The sequence below is a fragment of the Nonomuraea rosea genome (assembly GCF_039539705.1).
Taxonomy (GTDB): Bacteria; Actinomycetota; Actinomycetes; order Streptosporangiales; family Streptosporangiaceae; genus Nonomuraea; species Nonomuraea rosea.
In genome coordinates, this window is sequence record NZ_BAABDQ010000014.1 from 84053 (window position 1) to 102309 (window position 18257).

The window sequence follows — 18257 nt, forward strand, 5'->3', positions numbered from 1 at the left end:
CCTCGGCCTCGGGAGCTGGGCCTCGGGAGCTGGGCCCGCACCGGCCCCCTGAGGCCGATCTCGCACCGGCCTCAGTGGTGGACCGCGCGTCTCGACGGGTACCAGGTGTCGCCGACCGGTTCGCCGGCCAGGTTCCAGCTCCACGAGAGAGCCGGCACGATGCGGGCGTAGAGGCCGGGACCGGCCACGCTGACCCGCTCCACCGGCGCCTCGGCCGCGCCGTAGACCCGCATCCCCCGCGCGATGAAGGGATCGAGCGAGACCAGGTCGTCCACGACCAGGGCCACCTTGGTACGGCCCGCCAGGACGTTGCGGAACTTACGGGTGCGGAGCGTGCTCTCGCCCACCCCGCCGACCCAGAAGCACGTCCCGTCGAACTCGTACGCGAGCGGCACCACGTCCGGCTGCCCGCCCTCCGCGAGCGTCGCGACCCGCGCGAGCGGCTGCGAGCGGAGGTAGGCGATCTCTTCCTCGGTGAACGACATGCGGGCTGCTCCTTCGGCTGGATGAGGTTCCGCATCGTTCATACGAACACCGGCGGCCCAGATCGACCAATGATCCGTAACATGTTCGGATAATTCTTGACAGGAGGCTCACGTGCCGACCCCCATCATCCTCGACTGCGACCCGGGACACGACGACGTCTTCGCGATCTGGCTGGCCGCCGGGAGCCCGGAGATCGACCTGCGGGCCATCACCACCGTCGGCGGCAACGGGCGGCTCAGCCACACCACCTACAACGCCAGGGTGGTGACCGAGCTGGCCGGGATCACCGGCGTGCCGATCTCGCCCGGCGCCGCGAGCCCGCTGGTGCGGAGGCTGACGCCGGCCGAGGGGATCCACGGGGACAACGCGCTCGGCGGCCCCGACCTGCCCGCGCCGTCCGTGGCGGCCGACCCGCGGACCGCGATCGAGCTGATCAGGGACACGCTCGATCAGGCGGAGCAGGAGGTGACGATCGTGGCCACCGGGCCGTTGACGAACGTCGCGATGTTCGTCAGGGCCTATGAGGACCGGCTCTCCCGGGTCAGGGAGGTCGTCTGGATGGGCGGGTCCACGGGGCGGGGGAACATCACGCCGTACGCCGAGTTCAACTCCTGGACCGACCCCGAGGCGGCGGCCATCGTGCTGGAGTCGGGGGTGCCGTTCACGATGATCGGGCTGAACGTCACCCACCAGGCCCTCGTCACACCGGACGTCCTCGCCAGGATCGGCGCGATCGGCAACAGGACGGCCGCCTTCGGGGTGGAGCTGCTCAGCTTCTTCAACACCGCGTACGAGGCGGACCAGGGCATGCCGGCGGGGCCGCTGCACGACCCGGTCGCGGTGGCGCTGGTGGCCGCGCCCGGGGTGGTGGGCACCGTACGGGCCAGGCTCGACATCGAGCTGCACGGCACGGAGACGGCGGGCGCGACCAGCGTCGACCTGACCGGCACGCTCAGGCGCCCGCCGAACGCGCGCGTGGGCGCCGGGATCGACGTCGAGGAGTTCTGGCGGATGGTCGAGGCCGCGATCCGCACGCTGGCCTGATCGGGCCCGCGCGCCTGACCGCGTGAATCGGGGGTAGCGGGGGGCGCATGCGACTGACGTACACCTCCGACGTCTGGTACAAGAACGCGGTCGTCTACTGCCTCGACGTGGAGACCTTCAAAGACGGCAACGGCGACGGCGTGGGCGACTTCCGCGGGCTGACGCAGGAGATCGACTATCTCGCCGGGCTCGGCGTGACCTGCCTCTGGCTCATGCCGTTCTTCCCGACTCCCAACAAAGATGACGGATACGACATCACCGACTTCTACTCCATCGACCCGCGATTGGGGACGCTGGGCGACTTCGTGGAGTTCATGCGGACCGCCACCGACCGGGGGCTGCGGGTGATCGCCGACCTGGTCGTGAACCACACCTCGGACCAGCACCCGTGGTTCAAGGAGTCGCGGTCGGGCCGGGACTCGCCGCGCCGCGACTGGTACGTCTGGTCCGACACCCCGGAGCCGGACGATCCCAAGCAGGTCGTCTTCCCCGACAAGGAGAACAGCATCTGGGAGTACGACGAGGGGTCCGGCCAGTACTACCTGCACAGTTTCTACCGGCACCAGCCGGACCTGAACGTCGGCAACCCCGAGGTCAGGGACGAGATCGCGCGCATACTCGGCTTCTGGATGGAGCTGGGCCTGTCGGGGTTCAGGGTGGACGCGGTGCCGTTCCTCATCGAGAACGTCACCCCGCGGCTGGCGAGCCCGCACGAGTTCCTGGCGGACCTGCGGGCGTTCATGACGCGGCGCAAGGGCGGATCGATCCTGCTCGGCGAGGTGAACCTGCCGTACAAGGACCTGATGCAGTACTTCGGCGACGGCCTGGGCGACCAGGTCACCATGTGCTTCGACTTCATCGGCATGCAGCGCGCGTGGCTGTCGCTGGCCCGCAACGAGGCGGGGCCGCTGGCCTCCGCCCTGCGCGAGCGTCCTGAGCCGCCGAAGGACTGCCAGTGGGCCATGTTCCTGCGCAACCACGACGAGCTCACCCTCGACAAGCTGACGAAGGAGGAGCGGCAGGAGATCTTCGCGGCGTTCGGCCCGAGCGAGGACATGCAGATCTACGGCCGGGGGCTGCGCCGACGCCTGCCGACCATGTTCGGCGGCGACCTGCGGCGGATCAAGATGGCCTACAGCCTGCTGTTCTCGTTGCCGGGCACGCCCGTGATCTTCTACGGCGAGGAGATCGGCATGGGCGAGAACCTCGACGAGGAGGGCCGCATGGCGGTCCGCATCCCGATGCAGTGGTCGCGGGACGGCGGCTTCAGCCAGGCGGAGCCGGTGCGCGAGGTCCCGGACGGCTCCTTCGCCCCCGACCGGGTGAACGTGGCGGACCAGAAGCGGGACACGAGCTCGCTGCTGCGCTGGTTCCAGCTCCTCATCGAGCGTTACCGGGAGTGTCCCGAGCTGGCCTGGGGCGAGTACACCGTGCTCGACACCGGCCATCCCGCGGTGCTCGCCCACCGCTCCGACGCCGACGGCGCCACGGTCGTGGTCGCGCACAACCTCTGCGACACGGCCCAGGACGTGGAGCTGAAACTGGCCGGGCTGGAGCGGTACCGGCTCACGGACCTGCTGGTGGACGGCACGGTCGACGTCTCGGCGGACGGCGTGGTGCGGCTGCCGCTGGACCCGCACGGCTGCCGCTGGCTGCGCGCCGCGCCCCCGGAGATCCCCCCGGAGGACGCCTCGGTCAAGTCCCTGTAACAGCCGCTGTACCCGCGGCCGGCCAGGCGGACATGGCCAGCGTGGCGATCCTGCGCAGCTCGTCATGGCCGGCCCCGTCGCGCGACTGCGTCGACATGCCCTGGATCACCGAGGCGAAGAACGCGGCCAGCCCCGCCGTGTCGGTGCCGGCCGCCAGCCGCCCGGCCGCGACGTCGCCGTCGATCCGCCCCTTGATCGCCGCCTTCGCCGCCTCCCTGAACCCGCGCAGCAGCTCCTCCACCTCCGCGGACTCGGGCCCGCAGTTGACCGCCGCCGAGATGATCAGGCAGCCGCGCGGATGGTCGTCACGCGCGTACTCGGCCGCCGACTCGCGCAGCACCCGTTCGACGGCCTGCCGCCCGGTCGGCTCCTCCGCCAGCGCCCGCGTGGTGAAGGCGCCGTAGGTCTCCTGGTATCGGCGCACGGCCTCCTCGAACAGCCGCCGCTTGTCCCCGAACGCCGCGTACAGGCTGGGCGGCCTGATCCCCATCGCGGCGGTGAGCTCGGCGATCGAGGTCGCCTCGTAGCCGTGCCGCCAGAACGCCCGCAGCGCGCTCTCCAGCGCCGTCTCCCTGTCGAATGCCCGCTGTCTCGCCACGCGTCCATTCTATAGCGTTCGCTATGTTATCGTTCTGTATCGATCGCTAAAGAATCGAGACGGGAGCGACAGCAGATGCCCACGGCCATCCACGACTCGGGCGCTGTGCACTACCACCGGGCCGGCAGCGGCCCCGGGCTGGTCATGGTGCACGGCACCGGCGGCGACGCCGTCACCAACTACGCCCACCTCGTGCCGGGTCTCACCGACCTCCGCACCGTCATCACCCCCGACTACGCGGGCAGCGGCGAGAGCGCCGATCCCGGCGGCGACCTCACGCTCGGCCTGCTCGCGGGCCAGGTCGCGGCCACCTTTGAGGGCCCGTCCGACCTCGTCGGCTTCTCGCTGGGCGCGGCCGTGGCCGTGGCGGTCGCCGCCGAGCGCCCCGAGCTGGTCAGGCGCCTGGTCCTGATCGGCGGATGGACGCACGCCGAGGACAGCCGGCTGCTGCTCGGCCTGCGGACCTGGGCCAGGCTGGCGGCCACCGACCCGGAGAGCTTCGCCGCGTACGGGCCGCTGATGGCGTTCAGCCCGGGATTCGTGAGCCGGGCGGGGACGGACACCCTGCTGGCCGGCGAGCCGCCGCGCGGCACCCTCCGCCAGATCGAGCTGGACCTGCGGGTGGACCTCCGGGGCCTGCTGCCGAAGGTCACCGCGCCCACGCTGGTCGTCGGCAGCACCCAGGACTACCTGATCCCCGTCGAGGGCGCCCGCGCCCTGCACGCCGCGCTGCCCGGCAGCGAGTACGCCGAGCTCGACAGCGGTCACGTGGTCCTGCACGAGCGCCCGGCCGAGATCACGGCGCTGATCCGGGACTTCGTCGGCCGGGGAGATTCGTAATCAACGAGTAATTTGTCCCGGTTACCCTCCGGCTCATGCAGACCAAGAAGCTAGCACTCACCGGGGCCGCCGCACTGTGCGCGCTGGCCCTGGTGGCGCCCCCCGCGCAGGCCGGCGCCCGATCGGTGACCGTCACCGTGATGGGCACGTCCGACCTCCACAGCAACGCCCTCAACTGGGACTACTTCAAGGACACCGCCTACGCCGACAGCGCCGGCAACAGCGTCGGGCTGGCCAAGGTGTCCTCGCTGGTCAAGCAGATCAGGGCGGAGCGCGGGGCGGACCACACGCTGCTGTTCGACTCGGGCGACACCATCCAGGGCACCCCGCTGGCCTACTACTACGCCAAGGTGGAGCCGATCACCCAGACCGGGCAGATCCACCCGATGGCCAAGGCCATGAACGCCGTCGGGTACGACGCCGTGACCCTGGGCAACCACGAGTTCAACTACGGTCTGCCGCTGCTGGCCACCTGGATCAAGCAGATGAGGGCGCCGGTGCTGGGCGCGAACGCGGTCTACGCCACGTCGGGGCTGCCCGCGTACAAGCCGTTCGTGATCAAGACCATGAAGGTCAAGGGCGACAAACCGATCAAGGTCGGCGTGCTCGGGCTGACCAACCCGGGCGTGGCCATCTGGGACAAGGCGAACGTCGAGGGCAAGCTGCGCTTCACCGACCTGGTCGAGTCGGCCAGGCGGTGGGTGCCGATCATCAGAGGGCTCGGCGCCGACGTGGTCGTGGTGACCGCGCACGCGGGCGACAACGGCATGTCCTCCTACGGCGGCGACCTGCCGGTCGAGAACGCCTCCGCGATGGTGGCCGAGCAGGTGCCGGGCATCGACGCGGTGCTGTTCGGGCACGCGCACAACGACGTGCCGCAGCGGTTCGTCACGAACAAGACCACCGGGCGGCAGGTGCTGCTGACCGAGCCGGGCAAGTGGGGCCAGCGCCTGTCGAAGCTGGACTTCCAGCTCACCAAGCAGCGCGGCCGGTGGGCGGTCACCGCCAAGTCCGCCACCACGATCAACACGAACACCGTCGCGGAGGACCCGAAGATCGTCGAGCTGCTCAAGCCGCAGCACGACACCACGGTCGGCTACGTGAACAGGGTCGTGGCGCAGTCGGCGCAGGAGCTGTCGGCGGCCGAGTCGCCGTACAAGGACACGCCGATCCTCGACTACATCCAGCAGGTGCAGGTGGAGACGGTCAAGCAGGCGCTGCCGGGCAACACGCTGCCGGTGCTGTCGATCGCGGCGCCGTTCAGCCGCACCGCCGTCTTCCCCGCGGGTGACGTCCGGGTCAGGGACGTGGCGGGGCTGTACGTCTTCGACAACACGCTGCTGGCGGTCAAGCTGACGGGCGCGCAGATCAAGGACTATCTGGAGTACTCGGCCAAGTACTTCAACCAGCTCGCCCCCGGAGCCCCGGTGGACGTCACCAAGCTGACGAACGCCGCGAACACCCCGGACTACAACTACGACCAGCTTTCCGGGGTCTCGTACGACATCGACGTGGCCAAGCCGGTCGGCCAGCGGATCGCGAACCTGACCTTCGACGGCGCGCCGGTCCCGGCGGACAAGGAGTTCGTGGTCGCGATCAACAACTACCGCCAGTCGGGCGGCGGCGGGTTCCCGCACGTCACCGGGGCCGAGGTGCTCTACAACGCGCAGGTGGAGATCCGGCAGGCGCTGATCGAGTACGCCACGGCCAAGGGCACCATCAACCCGCCGGACTTCGCCGCCGCCAACTGGAAGCTGACCAGGGACGGGGTGCCCCTCTTCTAGTCAGTACGGCTGCGCACGGGAGGACCCACCCGCCGTCCGGGGCCGGGCTCCCTCCAGGGCAACGCTCACCGTGCGCACGTGGCGGGCCGCCGCGACGTGCGCACGGGCACCGTCCGACGAGGCTCACAGGTACGAAGGCCCGCTGACCCGGTGCCTGAACAACCACCACACCCACGCCTGCGCCGACACCAGCAGCGGGATCATGACGAGGATCACCGGCACCAGCACGGCCCCCGACGTGCCCGGATGCAACGGCAGCCGCAGCCCGGCCAGCACCCCCACGATCCCCAGGGCCGCGGCGGTGAGCGCGTACGTGCGCGCCTCCCCGGCCCCGCCCGACAGCACCCCGGCGCGCTCCCGCAGCACCCCGCGCAGCCGCAGCGCGGCGAAGGTCAGCCCGTGCGTCCCGAACAGCGCGACCACCACCAGCGCCCCCAGGACCGCGACCGGCCCCTCGATGCCGAGCAGCAGGTGGCTGAGCAGCATCCCCCAGCTCAGCGCCAGCCCCCAGCTGCCGGCCACCACCGCGCCGTCCCAGAACGCCTGCCAGCGCGTCCCCGGCACGCGTCCGCGCAGCCACAGGCCCATGTCGCGGACCACCCAGGCCAGGACCAGCGTCACGACGAGCGTGTAGTTCCCGGTCAGCAGCTCGCCCTCCAGCTCGGGGAAGAGCCCGGCCAGCACGCCGGCCGTGGCCACCAGCCACACCTCGTTGCCCAGGAAGAACGGCGCGATCGCGGCGATCACCTCGCGCCGCTCGGCCGCCGACCGCCCCAGGTACGGCAGCGCCATGCCGACCCCGATGTCCGCGCCGGCCAGCACGAGGTAGCCGAGCGCGAAGAAGGCCAGGATGAAGATCTCCATGACGGCTCCTCAGAAGGAAGGGACGGGGACGGGGGCCTCGATCGGGCGATCGCCCAGTGCCACGGCATCGGGCCCGCGCCGGGCGCTTCTGGCCAGCAGCCAGTAGTTGACCACGATCAGCAGCGCGAACACGGCGGCGAATGCGGTCAAGGAGAAGGTCATCTGCGCCCCTGTCACAGGTGACATCGCATCCGCCGTGGTCAGCAGCCCGTACACGGCCCAGGGCTGGCGGCCCATCTCACGGAAGAGCCAGCCGGCGATCATGGTCAGGAACGGGACCGGAATCATGATCATCAGCAGCCAGTGCCACAGCCTGAACCCGCGGACGACCGGCCGGAAGAACATCAGCAGGCAGCTCAGCCCGGCCACGAGCATCAGCACCGCGAACAGCGTCAGCATCGCGATGCCGCCGCTCTGCACCCAGCCGGTCGACGGCAGCCAGTCGCCGGGGCCGTGCTCGGCCACCATCTCGGCCTGGGCCGCGGCGAGCCGGTCGGCGGACCCGCTCCACGCCGCCACCTTGGTCGGCTGCAGCGTCTCGAACCCGAGCCCGCCGAACGTCGCGGTGAAGAACACCGCGGGCAGCGCCACGCCGATCCCGATGCGCAGCGACTTACGGAAGAAGTCCTGCTCGGCCGTGCGCCTGCGCAGGTGGTACGCGCTCACCCCGGCCATGAAGAACCCGCCGACGACCAGCGCGCCGCCCGCGATGTGCCAGAACGCCACCTGCGCGGCCGGATTGGCCACCATCGCGCCGAAGTCCGTCAGCCGCAGCCGGCCGCCATCCACCACGTGGCCCACGGGGTTCTGCAGGAAGCCGTTCGCCACCATGATCCAGAACGCCGACGCGTAGGCCGTCGCCGTCACGATCCAGATCAGCGCCAGGTGGGCCCACCGGTTCAGCTTGTTCCAGCCGAAGATCCACAGGCCCAGGAACGTGGACTCGACGAAGAACGCCACCAGCGTCTCGATCGCCAGCGCCGAGCCGAAGACGTTGCCCGCGTACTCGGTCAGGCCGCTCCAGGACAGCCCGAGCTGGAACTCCATCACGAGCCCGGTGACGATGCCCATGGCGTAGTTGATGATGTAGAGCTGCCCCCAGAACCTGGTCATCCGCTGGTGCACGGGGCTTCTGCCGAACGTCGCCCTGGTCTGGATGACGGCCACGAGGGTCGCCAGTCCCAGGGTCAGCGCGACGAAGAGGAAGTGCGCGCCCGCGGTGAGCGCGAACTGCAGGCGGGCGAGCTCCACGGTTTCCATGCTTCAGAGAATCCGGGTACGGCTCGGCCCGCCGCGTCATGCTCAGGCGGGCACCTGGCGTACATCCCAGGTTGTAAGGGACCGCCCGCCGTACATCTCAGGGGGTAAGCCACCCCGGAGTGATCATGCCGGCCTCGTACGCGATGACCACCAGTTGCGCCCTGTCGCGCACGGCCAGCTTGGTCATGATCCGGCTCACGTGCGTCTTCGCCGTGGACGGGCTGAGCACGAGCCTGGCCGCGATCTCGTCGTTCGACAGGCCGGCCGCGACCAGCGCCATGACCTCGCGCTCGCGGTCGGTGAGCGCGTTCAGCTCGGGGCCGGGGTCGGGGCGCTTGACCCGGCCGGCGAACTCGGCGATCAGCCGCCGGGTGATCGCGGGCGCGATCAGCGCGTCGCCCCTGGCCACGACCCTGACCGCGTGGATCAGCTCGGCCGGCTCGGTGTCCTTGACCAGGAAGCCGCCCGCGCCGGCGCGCAAAGCGCCGTACACGTAGTCGTCCAGGTCGAACGTGGTCAGGATGATCACGCGGACGTCGGCGAGGCGGGGGTCGCCGGCGATCCGGCGGGTGGCCTCCAGGCCGTCGAGCTCCGGCATGCGGATGTCCATCAGGACCACGTCGGGCCGCAGCTCGCGGGCCTTGGCGACGGCCACGGCGCCGTTGGGGGCCTCGCCGACCACCTCGATGTCGTCCTCGTCGCTCAGAATGGACCGGAACCCGGCTCGTACCAGGGTCTGGTCGTCGGCGAGCAGTACGCGGATCATCGGGCTCCGTTCAGCGGCAGGCGGGCGGTGACGCGGAAGCCGCCCTCGGGGCGCGGACCGGCCTCCAGGGTGCCGCCGAGCGCGGTGGCGCGCTCGCGCATGCCCTGCAGGCCGAAGCCGGTGCCCCCGTGGTAGGCGGCACCGGGTCCATCATCTTCCACATCGATCACGATATTTCCTGACGTGCTGGTGATGGTGAGTTTGGCCTGGGCGGTGCCTGAATGGCGGGAGACGTTCGTGAGCGACTCCTTGACGATCCGGGTGGCGGCCAGGTCCACCTCGGTCGGCAGGGCGTCCAGCGGCCCGGTCAGCTCCGTACGCACCTCCAGCCCCGAGTCGGCGACCAGCTCGGCCACCCGCGCCAGGCTGGCGGCGGGCGCGGTCGGCGCGTCCTCGTCCACCTGGCGCAGCACGCCCAGCGTGGTGCGCAGCTCGCGCAGCGTCTCCTTGCTGGTGTCCTTGATCGTCCTGAGCGCCGTCTCGGCCTCCTCCGGACGCTTCTTCAGCCCGTGCAGCGCCGCGGCGGCCTGCACGTTGATCATGGAGATGTTGTGGCCGAGCACGTCGTGCAGCTCCCTGGCGATGCGCAGCCGCTCCTCGCTCTCCCTGCGCCTGGCCTCCTCCTCCTTGCTGTGCTCGGCGTCGAGCGCGCGCCGCTCGGCCTCCTGCAGGTAGGCGCGGCGGTTACGGGTGACGCCGCCGAACGCGATGGCCGCGACCACCCAGCCGGCGATCATCATGAACATGCTGTCGTCCACGTGCCTGACCCCGCCGGCCTCGCCGAACCCCATGGCCAGCAGCAGGGCCCCGCCCGTGGCGATGGCCGCGGTGAGGTGCCCCCTGTCGGCGGCGGTGTAGAGGGCGACGAACGGCAGCACGATGAGCGGCCCGTCGAGCGCGGCCCAGGGGTAGTAGGCGGTGACCGACACGGCCACGATGATCAGCCCGGCGATGGGATGACGCCGGCGGATCAGCAGCCCGCCGAAGGCCGCGATCGGCAGCACGACGTCCAGGGCGTTCGGGGGCCTGCCGGTCCTGATCACGAAGGTGAGCAGCGTGCCGGCGAGCACGGCGGCGATGACCGCGAGCGACGCGATCGTGCTCTTCGAGGGCCTGCGCATGCCCCCATTGTGGACGTCTGCGCAGATGCCGGGGTAATCGGCGGTGCGCATGTGGGTAGAGCCGGTGAATGAGCACTAAGGACGAACTACAGCAGGTCGAAGCGGACCTGGCGAGGTTGAGGGCCGAGATCAAGGACATGCGCGACCAGATCGGCGAGGTCGGCGCGACCGACCAGGTGGAGATCTCGTCCATGATCAGCCAGGCGGACGAGCAGGAGGAGCTGGCCGCCGAGCTCGAACGCCGCCGCGACGTCCTGCGGCAGCGGCTGGAGGGCGAGGGGTGAGGGGGCGCGTGGGCGCCCCCCGGTTTGTCGGGGGGTGTTGAGCGAGGCACGGCTGTCCGGTGGAGCGCGGAGGCTCAGGTGCGCGCGGGCTCCTGGCGGAGCGCGGCGCCGACCTCGTGCAGATGCCGCAACGCCTGCCCGTACGACGCGACCAGCCCGGTCTCCAGGTAGCTGACGCCGATCTCCGCGCAGTACTTCTCGACGATCGGCTGGGCCTTGCGCAGGCTCGGGGCCGGCATGTTGGGGAACAGATGGTGCTCGATCTGGTAGTTGAGCTGGCCGAGCGCCACGTCCGTGAACCAGCCGCCCTTGACGTTGCGCGAGGTCAGCACCTGCTTGCGCAGGAAGTCGAGCTTGTCGTCCTTGGTCAGGACGGGCATGCCCTTGTGGTTCGGCGCGAACGAGCACCCGAGGTAGATCCCGAACAGTCCCTGGTGGATGATCAGGAACAGCAGGGCCTTGCCGACCGGCAGCACGGTGAAGATCACGCCGAGGTAGAGCGCGAAATGCGTGAGCAGCAGCGCCAGCTCCGGGCCGCGCCGCTTGGCGCCGGGCTGGAACAGGGCTTTGACGCTGGCCACATGGAGATGCCATGCCTCCAGCGTGAGCAGCGGAAAGAACCAGAAAGCCTGATACTTCGCAAAAAATCGCGGTATCCCGGTGCTTCTGGCCACCTGATCCTCCGACCAGACGATCACGGCCGGTGAGACGTCAGGGTCGTGGTCCTCGTGGTTCGGGTTGGCGTGGTGGCGGTTGTGCTTGGTGGTCCACCACCCCCAGCCGAGTCCGACGCCGAGATTGCCGATCAACAGGCCGGCGATGTCGCTCGGCCGCCGCGTCCTGAAGACCTGGCGGTGTCCGAGATCGTGGGCGACGAACCCCAACTGGGTGAAGATCACGGCCATCGCGACCGCGACCAGCATTTGCAGCCACGAGTCGCCCAGCCAGACGAACAGCGCCCAGCCCCCAAGATAGAGGGCCACGACGATGGACAGTCTCGCTGCGTAATAAAAGGGACGCCGGTCTAGGAGTCCGGCGTCCGTGATCTTTCGGGCTAGTTGGGCGAAATCACTGCCCTTGGTGTCGAGCGTGCCAGGACTGGCCACAGGTCTCCTCACTTCACGATGAAGGTAGCCCTAACCTAGGCGCATCTGAGGCAAAACGAAAAGATTCCACGGCGCACAAGTCGGCGATCGTAAGGTGGCCGGTGTGATTTACACGCAGACGCCCCTGACTTCGGCGATCCGCAAGGCCGTGGCTTTGACCTGGGGAGTCACCGGAGAGGGCGAGCGCCTGTACGGTGGCGAGGAGTCGGCGGCCTACCGTCTCGACGGCCACGTCGTCCGCGTCGGCCCGGCCTGGCGCGCGCCGGCGGAGTCCGAGTGGTGCCACGCGATCGCCCACCACGCCGCCGCCAAGCTGCCGGAGGCCGTCGCGCCGCTGCGGGTCCCTGGCGGCACGACGGTCGTCATGGTGGAGGGCCGCCCGATCTCCTGCTGGCCGTACATCGAAGGGGCCTGGCCGGACTCGGACGTGCCCGAGCAGCGCCTGGCGGGCGCGCGCCTGCTGGCCGGCCTGCACGAGGCCCTCGTCGGGTGCCGTCCTGGCCCGCGCCCTGTGCTCGCCTTCCAGGAACACGGCCTGTACGGCGACCCGCCGGGGGACGCCGCCGCGCTGGCCGACCCCGAGCTGGACCGCTGGCTGGCCGCCTTCCACGCCACGCACCCGGTGCGCCATCCCCTGCACGGCGACTACTACACCGGCAACACCCTGGCCAGCGACGGCAGGATCGTGGCGGTGCTCGACTGGGACGAGACCTTCGTCGGCGCCCCGGAGATCGAGCTGGCCGCGGCGGCGCTGGAGTGGGGCGACGACGAGCTGGGGCCCAGTAAGGAGTTCGTGGCCGCCTACCACGAGGCGGGCGGGACGGCCGGTCACCTCGACGAGGAGTCGCTGGCCCAGCTCATCCGGCACAAGCTGCGCAGGGAGTACGCCTACTTCCGCAAGGCCGTACGCGCGGGGGTCCGGCATGACGCGGACGACCTCGAATACCACCGCACCCGAACCGAACTCTTCCACCGCCTCCGCCCCTGATCCCCTCCACCCCTCACCCGTAACCGCCTCCGCCCGTGACGACGCCCGCTTGGGGCGTGATCGACCGCGCACGCCACCCCACCGCACGTCACGGGGACGTGACCGGCCCCAGAGCGTACGTCTCGGGGTCCGGCATCGCCGCCCCGCGCGCCAGCGCGGAGCGGTAGGCGTCCGGGCCCAGGGCGTCCAGGCACCGCCGCTCCAGCTCGTCGACGAAGGGATCGGCGGATTCGGCGATCCCGCGTAACGCCCGCGCCGCACCGACCAGCTCGGCCGCGACCACCGGCTCCAGGTGCCAGGCCACGCCTTCGAGCACGGTCGCCCGCGCGGTCCTGTCCGAGCACCCGGCCATCAGCTCCAGCGCCGCGCGCAACGGCCCGCCCGGCGAGGCGCACACCCGGGCCAGCTCGACGTTCATGAACGCCCTGAACTGGGCGGGCACCTCGATGTCGAACGCGAGCGCCGCACCGAGCAGCCGCTCGGCCCGTCCGGGGTCGCCGGCCCGCCTGGCCAGCTCGGCCTGCGCGTGCATGACCCTGGCGACCTGGGTCTGGTCCTCGGAGCGCACGGCCGCCTCCCAGGCCCGCCGCAGCGCCTCGGCGGCCCCGGCGTGGTCACCCGCCCGGCCCTTGAGCTGCCCCGCCCGCAGCAGGAACGTCATGGGCCCCAGCGGCGTGTCCAGCCCGCTCAGGTCGGCGGCGAGCCGCTCCGGCTCCTCGGCGAGCGCGACGGCAGCGCGGAAGTCCCCGCGGTTCTCCGCCACCAGGGAGAGCCAGTAGAGCCCCGCCCACTGCCCCCACCGGTCGCCGGTGGCCCTGAACCCGGCCAGCGCCGGCTCCAGCAGGTCCTCGGCCCCCGCCACCGCCCCGTACTCGAACCGGACGATGCCCCCGACCAGCAGCGCCGCGGACCTGGTCCACAGGTCGGGATGGGTGCGCAGCCGCGCCACGCACCGCTCCGTCATGCGTACCACGTCGTCGGGAGGCCCGATCGAGCCGCCCAGAGCCCACGAGTTCAGTGCGGCGGGGTGGTCGGACTCGTGCACCGCCTCGTTCGGCCCGGCGCCCAGGAGCACCTGGCAGAGCCCGTACGCCAGCTCTCGTCCCTCGGGTGCCACGTCGCCCACCCTGCGCAGCACGACGGCGGCCTGCTCGCTCATCTCGCGCTGCCGCCCGCGCATGATCCAGGGCCAGAACCTGGGCAGGATCGCCCGGAGCGGATCGCCGGAGTGCCGCAGCGCCGCGTCCAGGTTGCCCTGCTCGGCATCCAGCGTCGCCAGCCAGGCGAGCTGCGCGCCGGTGCGCAGGTGCGGCTCGGCGGCCTCGGCCAGCTCGGTGTAGTAGCGGGCGTGGGCCTGCCGGAGGTCGGGGAGGTCGGCGGCGGCGTACTGCCTGATGGTCTCCAGCATGGTGTAGCGGTCGCCGGTGACCGAGATAAGCGACTTGTCCACCAGCGAGGAGAGCAGGTCCGGGTCGCCGCCACAGACCTGGGAGATGGCCTCGTACGTGGCGCCCCCCGAGAACACCGTCAGCCCGCGCAGCAGGTCGCGCTCGCGTTCCGACAGCAGGTTCCAGCTCCAGTCGATGACGGCGCGAAGGGTGCGGTGCCGCGGCTCCGACGTGCGCCCGCCACGGAAGGCCAGCCGGTCGCCGAGCTGCTCGACCAGCACGGACACCGGCATGGTACGCAGCCGCGCGGCGGCCAGCTCGATGGCCAGCGGAATGCCGTCGAGCTCACGACAGATCCGCACCACCTGCTCCCGCCCAACCCTCAGCCCCGTCCCTGGGTCCCGCGCGCCGTCCGTCCCTCGGCCCGACCCCAGATTCCGGGTCCGGGTCCGGTCCGTCTCCCGGCCAGACGTCAGACCAGACGCCAGGTGGGGTGCCAGGATCGGCAGGAGGTCAGGTCTGGCGGCGGTGGCCCGATCCGTGAAGAGCTCGGCCGCCTGGTCTTCGGGCAAAGGCCGCACCTGGTGCAGGGTCTCTCCCGGGATGTCGAGCGGCTCCCTGCTGGTGGCGAGGATCCGCAGCCCTGGGAGCTCGGACAGCAGCCACCGCGCCACCCGGGCGGCCTCCTCGATGACGTGCTCGCAGTTGTCCAGCACGATCAGCGGGGAGGTGCCGCGCAGGGCGGTCACGAGGTCGGTCGCCTTGAGCGTGCTCTCCACCGCCACCCGCACCTCGCCCTGAGCGGCGGAGGCCAGCTCGACCAGCCACACGCCGTCCGGCAGGTCGAGCCCCGAGGCCACCTCCAGCGCCAGCCGCGTCTTGCCCGCCCCGCCGAACCCGACCAGCGTCACCAGCCTGACCCCGCCGGTCGCCGCGCTGAGCAAGCCGCTGAGCCGCGAAATATCCTCCGATCGGCCCACGAAGGTGGTGAGCCGGGCAGGCAGGTTCGTACGCGGCACCGGCTCCGCGTCCCGCAACGCCGCCAGATGCGCATCCCGCAGCTCGGGCCCCGGATCGACGCCCAGCTCCGTCACCAGGCCCGCCTTGACCCGCTCGAACACCTCCAGCGCCTCCCCACGCCGCCCCTGCGCGACCAGCGCCCGCATCAGCAACGCCTGGAACGGCTCCCGCGACGGATGCGCGGCCGTCATCTCCTCCAACTCAGCCACAATCCCAGCCAAGGAGGGCATTCCGCCCAGCTCGCCCAGCTCGCCCAGCTCGCCCAGCTCGCCCAGCTCGGACGGCCCGCCCTGCTCGGCCCGCTCGGACGGTTCGGACGGCTTGGACGGTTCGGGTGGCCTGGTCAGCCCGTTGCGTGGGTTCGCCGTGTGGGCGGCGAGGTCGTTCGCGATCCTCGTGGCCAGGGCGGTGAGCCTCAGCTCCGCCAGCCGCGCCGCAGGAGCGGCCGCGAAGGGCAGGTCGGCCGCGTCCGCCAGCGCCGGACCCCGCCACAGCGCCAGCGCCCGGTGCGCGTCACCATCCCGCACCAGCCGCTCGAACGCCCATGCGTCCACCTCTCCGGCCGGCACATCGAGCAGGTATCCGGCCGGATGCGACCCGATCACCCCTGGCGCCTCACGCCGGGCCCTGGACACCAGCGACTGCAACGCGGCCATCGGATGGGCAGGCGGCTCATCCGGCCAGAGATCGTCGATCAGCCGATCGGCGGTCACCACACGTCCAGGATCGAGGGCCAGGCGCACCAGCAGCGCCCGCACCCGGGCCCCGCCGATCGCGGCCCCGCCCACCTGCAGCGGCCCCAGAATCCCGACCCGCATCCACCCTCCACGATCGCGCGCCGCCTCCACAGTACGCACCCCGCACCACCACAGGAGCAGCCGGCGCACGTCACGGCGGAGCCCGTTCCATCACGTGAGCGGGACGCTCAGGGGCTGAGGCGCTCCTGCAGCAGATCCACGGGCAGGTGCGGCACCATGGCCTCGCCGAACTCCGGCAGCCCGACCACCAGCTCCCCGTCCTCCGCGACCCGCAGCCCCGCACCCTCGCAGTAACCCCTGGTGAACCGTGGCTCGAAGTTGTAGAAGCTCCCCGTCCCGTAGTCGATCCGCACGCTCTCCACCGCCGCCCGCGCGCTGGCCAGGCACGCGCCCATCGGCAGCCCCAGGTCGGTCGGCGAGGTCCGGGTGTGGGCGTTGCCGGCGACCACGAGCATGGGCTCGGCGTGCGACTCCAGCACCCGCCGCGCCATGTTGGCGTCCCGCTGCGACCAGTCCCCGGTGAACATCCCCCCGTCGAACAACGTGACCCGCACCCCCGCCATCGCCTTGAGCACCGCCAGATGCCCGGCGGTGACGCGCCCGTCGCCGAGCCACCACAGCGCATGATCGAGCCCGCCGCCCTGCGCCAGGTAGAGGTCGAGCTGCGGCGCGAGGTCCTCCGGCCACTCCAGGGCCAGGCTGGTGAGCCCGAGTGCCCGCATGAGACCGAGCACCACCAGCGGATTCTCCCTGACCCCATGGATCTCACCGAGCAGCAGCAGCCCGGACTCCTCGATCGAACGCCCGGCCCGTTCGAGCGCCGCCTCCGTCACAGACAGCTCGAATCCATCGGTATCGAACTCGGCCACGGCCCGCAGCAGACCGTCAATCGTGTCGATGCCTGGCATGCCTCCACACTGTCCGCGCAGGTGCGCCCGCGCAACAGGCGCGGTTATGCGAACACCTTGGCCTTCAGCGCGGGGATGCGCTGGACCACGCGCAGGAAGCTCTTGAACCCCATCCTGGCCACCCTGCTGTCACCGATGAACTGCTCGGCCGCGCTCAGCGACCCGCGTACGGCGGCGAAGCCGTACTCGCGCATCCGGGCCTCATAGGCCGCGATGGCCGCGACCGGATCGCCGCCGCCGGTCTGAGCGCCGGTGAGGGCGGCGCAGAGCAGGTGGGCGTCGCGCAGGGCGGTGTTCGCGCCGATGCCGCGCATCGGGGTCATGCTGTGGATGGCGTCGCCGAGCAGGGTGATGTTCGTGGCGGGCCAGGGTTCGATCGGGATCGAGGTACGGATCGGCAGCAGCGTGACGGTGTCAGGGTGCGACAGGTCGATCAGCCGGCGAAGGTCCGGATGCCAGGTCCTGATCATCTTCGCGACGGTGGCCTTGAGCTGGTCGCCGGACATATCGGCAATGTCGGTCGGGAACCGCCCGTTTGTCGCGCCGAACGCCCAGAGGATGTAGCTGCTGGCGTTGTCCATCAGCGCGCCCTCCTGCTCCGTCGCCCCGATCCCGCGAACCCCCGCCCCGCTTGCCCCAGAGCCGGGGCCGAGGTCGTGGGGCGCGGTGAACAGGCCCATGCCTCTGGGCGGGATGACGTTGTTCGGCCCGTCGACCAGCCGGGGCGTCAGCAGCCTCCTGGTCTCGTCCGTCAGCGGGAACTTGCCCGCCACCGTGACGATCCCCGTGTCCACCCGCTCGGCGTGCGGCAGGTACTGCTTGCGCACTCGCGAGTTCCCGCCGTCCGCGGCGACCACGATGTCGGCGCTCTCGCGGGTGCCGTCCGCGAAGGACAGCTCGACCCGCCCGTCCGGCAGCCGCCGGTAGCTCTCGTACGTCTTGCCGAACCGTACGACGTCGTCGAGCCCCGACAGCAGCACCTGCCTGAGCGTGATGCGGCTGACGGAGTGGTGGTCGTCGGCCGGATCGGCCGCCTTGGGGGTCTCCAGCAGCGTGAGCGTCTTGAGCTGCTCGGTGACGAAGCCGAAGTCCTGGCCGCCGTGCCCGGTCGTGTCGAGGAACGCCTGCCAGAGACCCGGCGGGAGGCAGTCGTGCAGCGCGCGGGCGCCGTTCGGGTCGATGTGCACCCGGTAGCCCTGCAGGCGGCCGGCGGGCGTGCGGTCCCGCTCGTGGACGGTCACGTGCTGACCCGCCTTGCGCAGCCCCTGAGCCAGGCAGAGCCCGCCGATCCCGCCACCGATGATCGCGATGTGTCGTGTCATGCGCCGACTAT

The 18257-nt window shown here is 71.0% G+C and carries 16 protein-coding genes; 6 read left to right on the forward strand and 10 right to left on the reverse strand.

Translation table 11 applies throughout. From position 1 onward, the window contains the following. Window positions 1-71: 71 nt before the first annotated feature. Window positions 72-485 carry a PPOX class F420-dependent oxidoreductase gene (locus ABEA43_RS29895; protein ID WP_345566939.1) on the reverse strand — a complete coding sequence of 138 codons (414 nt, stop codon included), beginning with the start codon at window positions 483-485 and terminating at the stop codon, window positions 72-74. A 112-nt stretch (window positions 486-597) separates the two neighbouring features. Between ABEA43_RS29895 and ABEA43_RS29900 the strand changes: the two genes are divergently transcribed. Then, window positions 598-1530, forward strand: a complete 933-nt coding sequence (locus tag ABEA43_RS29900) for a nucleoside hydrolase (protein ID WP_345566941.1) — start codon at window positions 598-600, stop codon at window positions 1528-1530. Between the two features lie 47 nt (window positions 1531-1577). Then, a complete protein-coding gene (locus ABEA43_RS29905) occupies window positions 1578-3239 on the forward strand; it encodes an alpha-amylase family protein (RefSeq protein WP_345566943.1) in 1662 nt (553 codons plus the stop codon). Here the strand turns inward: ABEA43_RS29905 and ABEA43_RS29910 are convergent. Beyond that, the gene (locus ABEA43_RS29910) at window positions 3226-3837 is read right to left on the reverse strand and encodes a TetR/AcrR family transcriptional regulator (protein ID WP_345566944.1); all 612 of its coding nucleotides are present in this window, start codon (window positions 3835-3837) and stop codon (window positions 3226-3228) included. The genes ABEA43_RS29905 and ABEA43_RS29910 overlap by 14 nt on opposite strands. A gap of 75 nt (window positions 3838-3912) precedes the next feature. Here ABEA43_RS29910 and ABEA43_RS29915 point away from each other — a divergent pair, with 75 nt between their 5' ends. Then, window positions 3913-4677 (forward strand): alpha/beta fold hydrolase, encoded by a 765-nt coding sequence (locus ABEA43_RS29915; RefSeq protein ID WP_345566945.1) that lies wholly within the window; start codon window positions 3913-3915, stop codon window positions 4675-4677. Window positions 4678-4712: 35 nt separating this feature from the next. Further along, window positions 4713-6461, forward strand: a complete 1749-nt coding sequence (locus ABEA43_RS29920; protein WP_345566946.1) for a bifunctional metallophosphatase/5'-nucleotidase — start codon at window positions 4713-4715, stop codon at window positions 6459-6461. 123 nt (window positions 6462-6584) lie between these two features. Here ABEA43_RS29920 and ABEA43_RS29925 read toward each other — a convergent pair whose 3' ends face one another. The 4 genes from ABEA43_RS29925 to ABEA43_RS29940 all read right to left on the reverse strand — a co-directional run bounded on the left by ABEA43_RS29925 (window position 6585) and on the right by ABEA43_RS29940 (window position 10472). Then, window positions 6585-7325 (reverse strand): cytochrome d ubiquinol oxidase subunit II, encoded by a 741-nt coding sequence (locus tag ABEA43_RS29925; RefSeq protein WP_345566947.1) that lies wholly within the window; start codon window positions 7323-7325, stop codon window positions 6585-6587. A gap of 9 nt (window positions 7326-7334) precedes the next feature. After that, window positions 7335-8585, reverse strand: coding sequence for a cytochrome ubiquinol oxidase subunit I (locus tag ABEA43_RS29930; protein WP_345566949.1), 1251 nt, complete (start codon window positions 8583-8585; stop codon window positions 7335-7337). A 97-nt stretch (window positions 8586-8682) separates the two neighbouring features. Then, complete coding sequence (locus tag ABEA43_RS29935; RefSeq protein ID WP_345566951.1) at window positions 8683-9351, reverse strand: response regulator; 669 nt, start codon at window positions 9349-9351, stop codon at window positions 8683-8685. Further along, on the reverse strand, window positions 9348-10472 hold the full coding sequence (locus ABEA43_RS29940; protein ID WP_345566953.1) for a sensor histidine kinase: 1125 nt from the start codon (window positions 10470-10472) through the stop codon (window positions 9348-9350). The genes ABEA43_RS29935 and ABEA43_RS29940 overlap by 4 nt, the downstream gene beginning before the upstream one ends. Window positions 10473-10540: 68 nt before the next feature. Here ABEA43_RS29940 and ABEA43_RS29945 point away from each other — a divergent pair, with 68 nt between their 5' ends. Then, window positions 10541-10756 carry a hypothetical protein gene (locus tag ABEA43_RS29945; RefSeq protein ID WP_345566954.1) on the forward strand — a complete coding sequence of 72 codons (216 nt, stop codon included), beginning with the start codon at window positions 10541-10543 and terminating at the stop codon, window positions 10754-10756. Between the two features lie 74 nt (window positions 10757-10830). Here the strand turns inward: ABEA43_RS29945 and ABEA43_RS29950 are convergent, their stop codons facing one another. Further along, window positions 10831-11739, reverse strand: coding sequence for a fatty acid desaturase family protein (locus ABEA43_RS29950; protein WP_345566956.1), 909 nt, complete (start codon window positions 11737-11739; stop codon window positions 10831-10833). Window positions 11740-11965: 226 nt separating this feature from the next. Between ABEA43_RS29950 and ABEA43_RS29955 the strand changes: the two genes are divergently transcribed. Then, entirely contained in the window at window positions 11966-12850 is an 885-nt protein-coding gene (locus tag ABEA43_RS29955) for a phosphotransferase enzyme family protein (RefSeq protein WP_345566957.1), read from the forward strand. Between the two features lie 88 nt (window positions 12851-12938). On the opposite strand, the gene ABEA43_RS29960 is transcribed toward ABEA43_RS29955, so the two are convergent. The 3 genes from ABEA43_RS29960 to ABEA43_RS29970 all read right to left on the reverse strand — a co-directional run bounded on the left by ABEA43_RS29960 (window position 12939) and on the right by ABEA43_RS29970 (window position 18246). After that, on the reverse strand, window positions 12939-16076 hold the full coding sequence (locus ABEA43_RS29960; protein WP_345566959.1) for an AfsR/SARP family transcriptional regulator: 3138 nt from the start codon (window positions 16074-16076) through the stop codon (window positions 12939-12941). A 107-nt stretch (window positions 16077-16183) separates the two neighbouring features. Then, window positions 16184-16924: a hypothetical protein gene (locus ABEA43_RS29965; RefSeq protein ID WP_345566960.1), complete on the reverse strand. Its 741-nt coding sequence runs from the start codon at window positions 16922-16924 to the stop codon at window positions 16184-16186. A gap of 44 nt (window positions 16925-16968) precedes the next feature. Further along, window positions 16969-18246, reverse strand: a complete 1278-nt coding sequence (locus tag ABEA43_RS29970) for an FAD-dependent oxidoreductase (RefSeq protein WP_345566962.1) — start codon at window positions 18244-18246, stop codon at window positions 16969-16971. Between the last annotated feature and the right edge of the window lie 11 nt (window positions 18247-18257).

Excerpts from the sequence above, each read along its gene's own strand:
- ABEA43_RS29895 (WP_345566939.1), bottom strand. The coding sequence starts at position 485 with ATGTCGTTCACCGAGGAAGAGATCGCCTACCTCCGCTCGCAGCCGCTC.
- ABEA43_RS29905 (WP_345566943.1), top strand. The coding sequence starts at position 1,578 with ATGCGACTGACGTACACCTCCGACGTCTGGTACAAGAACGCGGTCGTC.
- ABEA43_RS29915 (WP_345566945.1), top strand. The coding sequence starts at position 3,913 with ATGCCCACGGCCATCCACGACTCGGGCGCTGTGCACTACCACCGGGCC.
- ABEA43_RS29920 (WP_345566946.1), top strand. The coding sequence starts at position 4,713 with ATGCAGACCAAGAAGCTAGCACTCACCGGGGCCGCCGCACTGTGCGCG.
- ABEA43_RS29925 (WP_345566947.1), bottom strand. The coding sequence starts at position 7,325 with ATGGAGATCTTCATCCTGGCCTTCTTCGCGCTCGGCTACCTCGTGCTG.
- ABEA43_RS29930 (WP_345566949.1), bottom strand. The coding sequence starts at position 8,585 with ATGGAAACCGTGGAGCTCGCCCGCCTGCAGTTCGCGCTCACCGCGGGC.
- ABEA43_RS29935 (WP_345566951.1), bottom strand. The coding sequence starts at position 9,351 with ATGATCCGCGTACTGCTCGCCGACGACCAGACCCTGGTACGAGCCGGG.
- ABEA43_RS29940 (WP_345566953.1), bottom strand. The coding sequence starts at position 10,472 with ATGCGCAGGCCCTCGAAGAGCACGATCGCGTCGCTCGCGGTCATCGCC.
- ABEA43_RS29945 (WP_345566954.1), top strand. The coding sequence starts at position 10,541 with ATGAGCACTAAGGACGAACTACAGCAGGTCGAAGCGGACCTGGCGAGG.
- ABEA43_RS29960 (WP_345566959.1), bottom strand. The coding sequence starts at position 16,076 with ATGCGGGTCGGGATTCTGGGGCCGCTGCAGGTGGGCGGGGCCGCGATC.
- ABEA43_RS29965 (WP_345566960.1), bottom strand. The coding sequence starts at position 16,924 with ATGCCAGGCATCGACACGATTGACGGTCTGCTGCGGGCCGTGGCCGAG.
- ABEA43_RS29970 (WP_345566962.1), bottom strand. The coding sequence starts at position 18,246 with ATGACACGACACATCGCGATCATCGGTGGCGGGATCGGCGGGCTCTGC.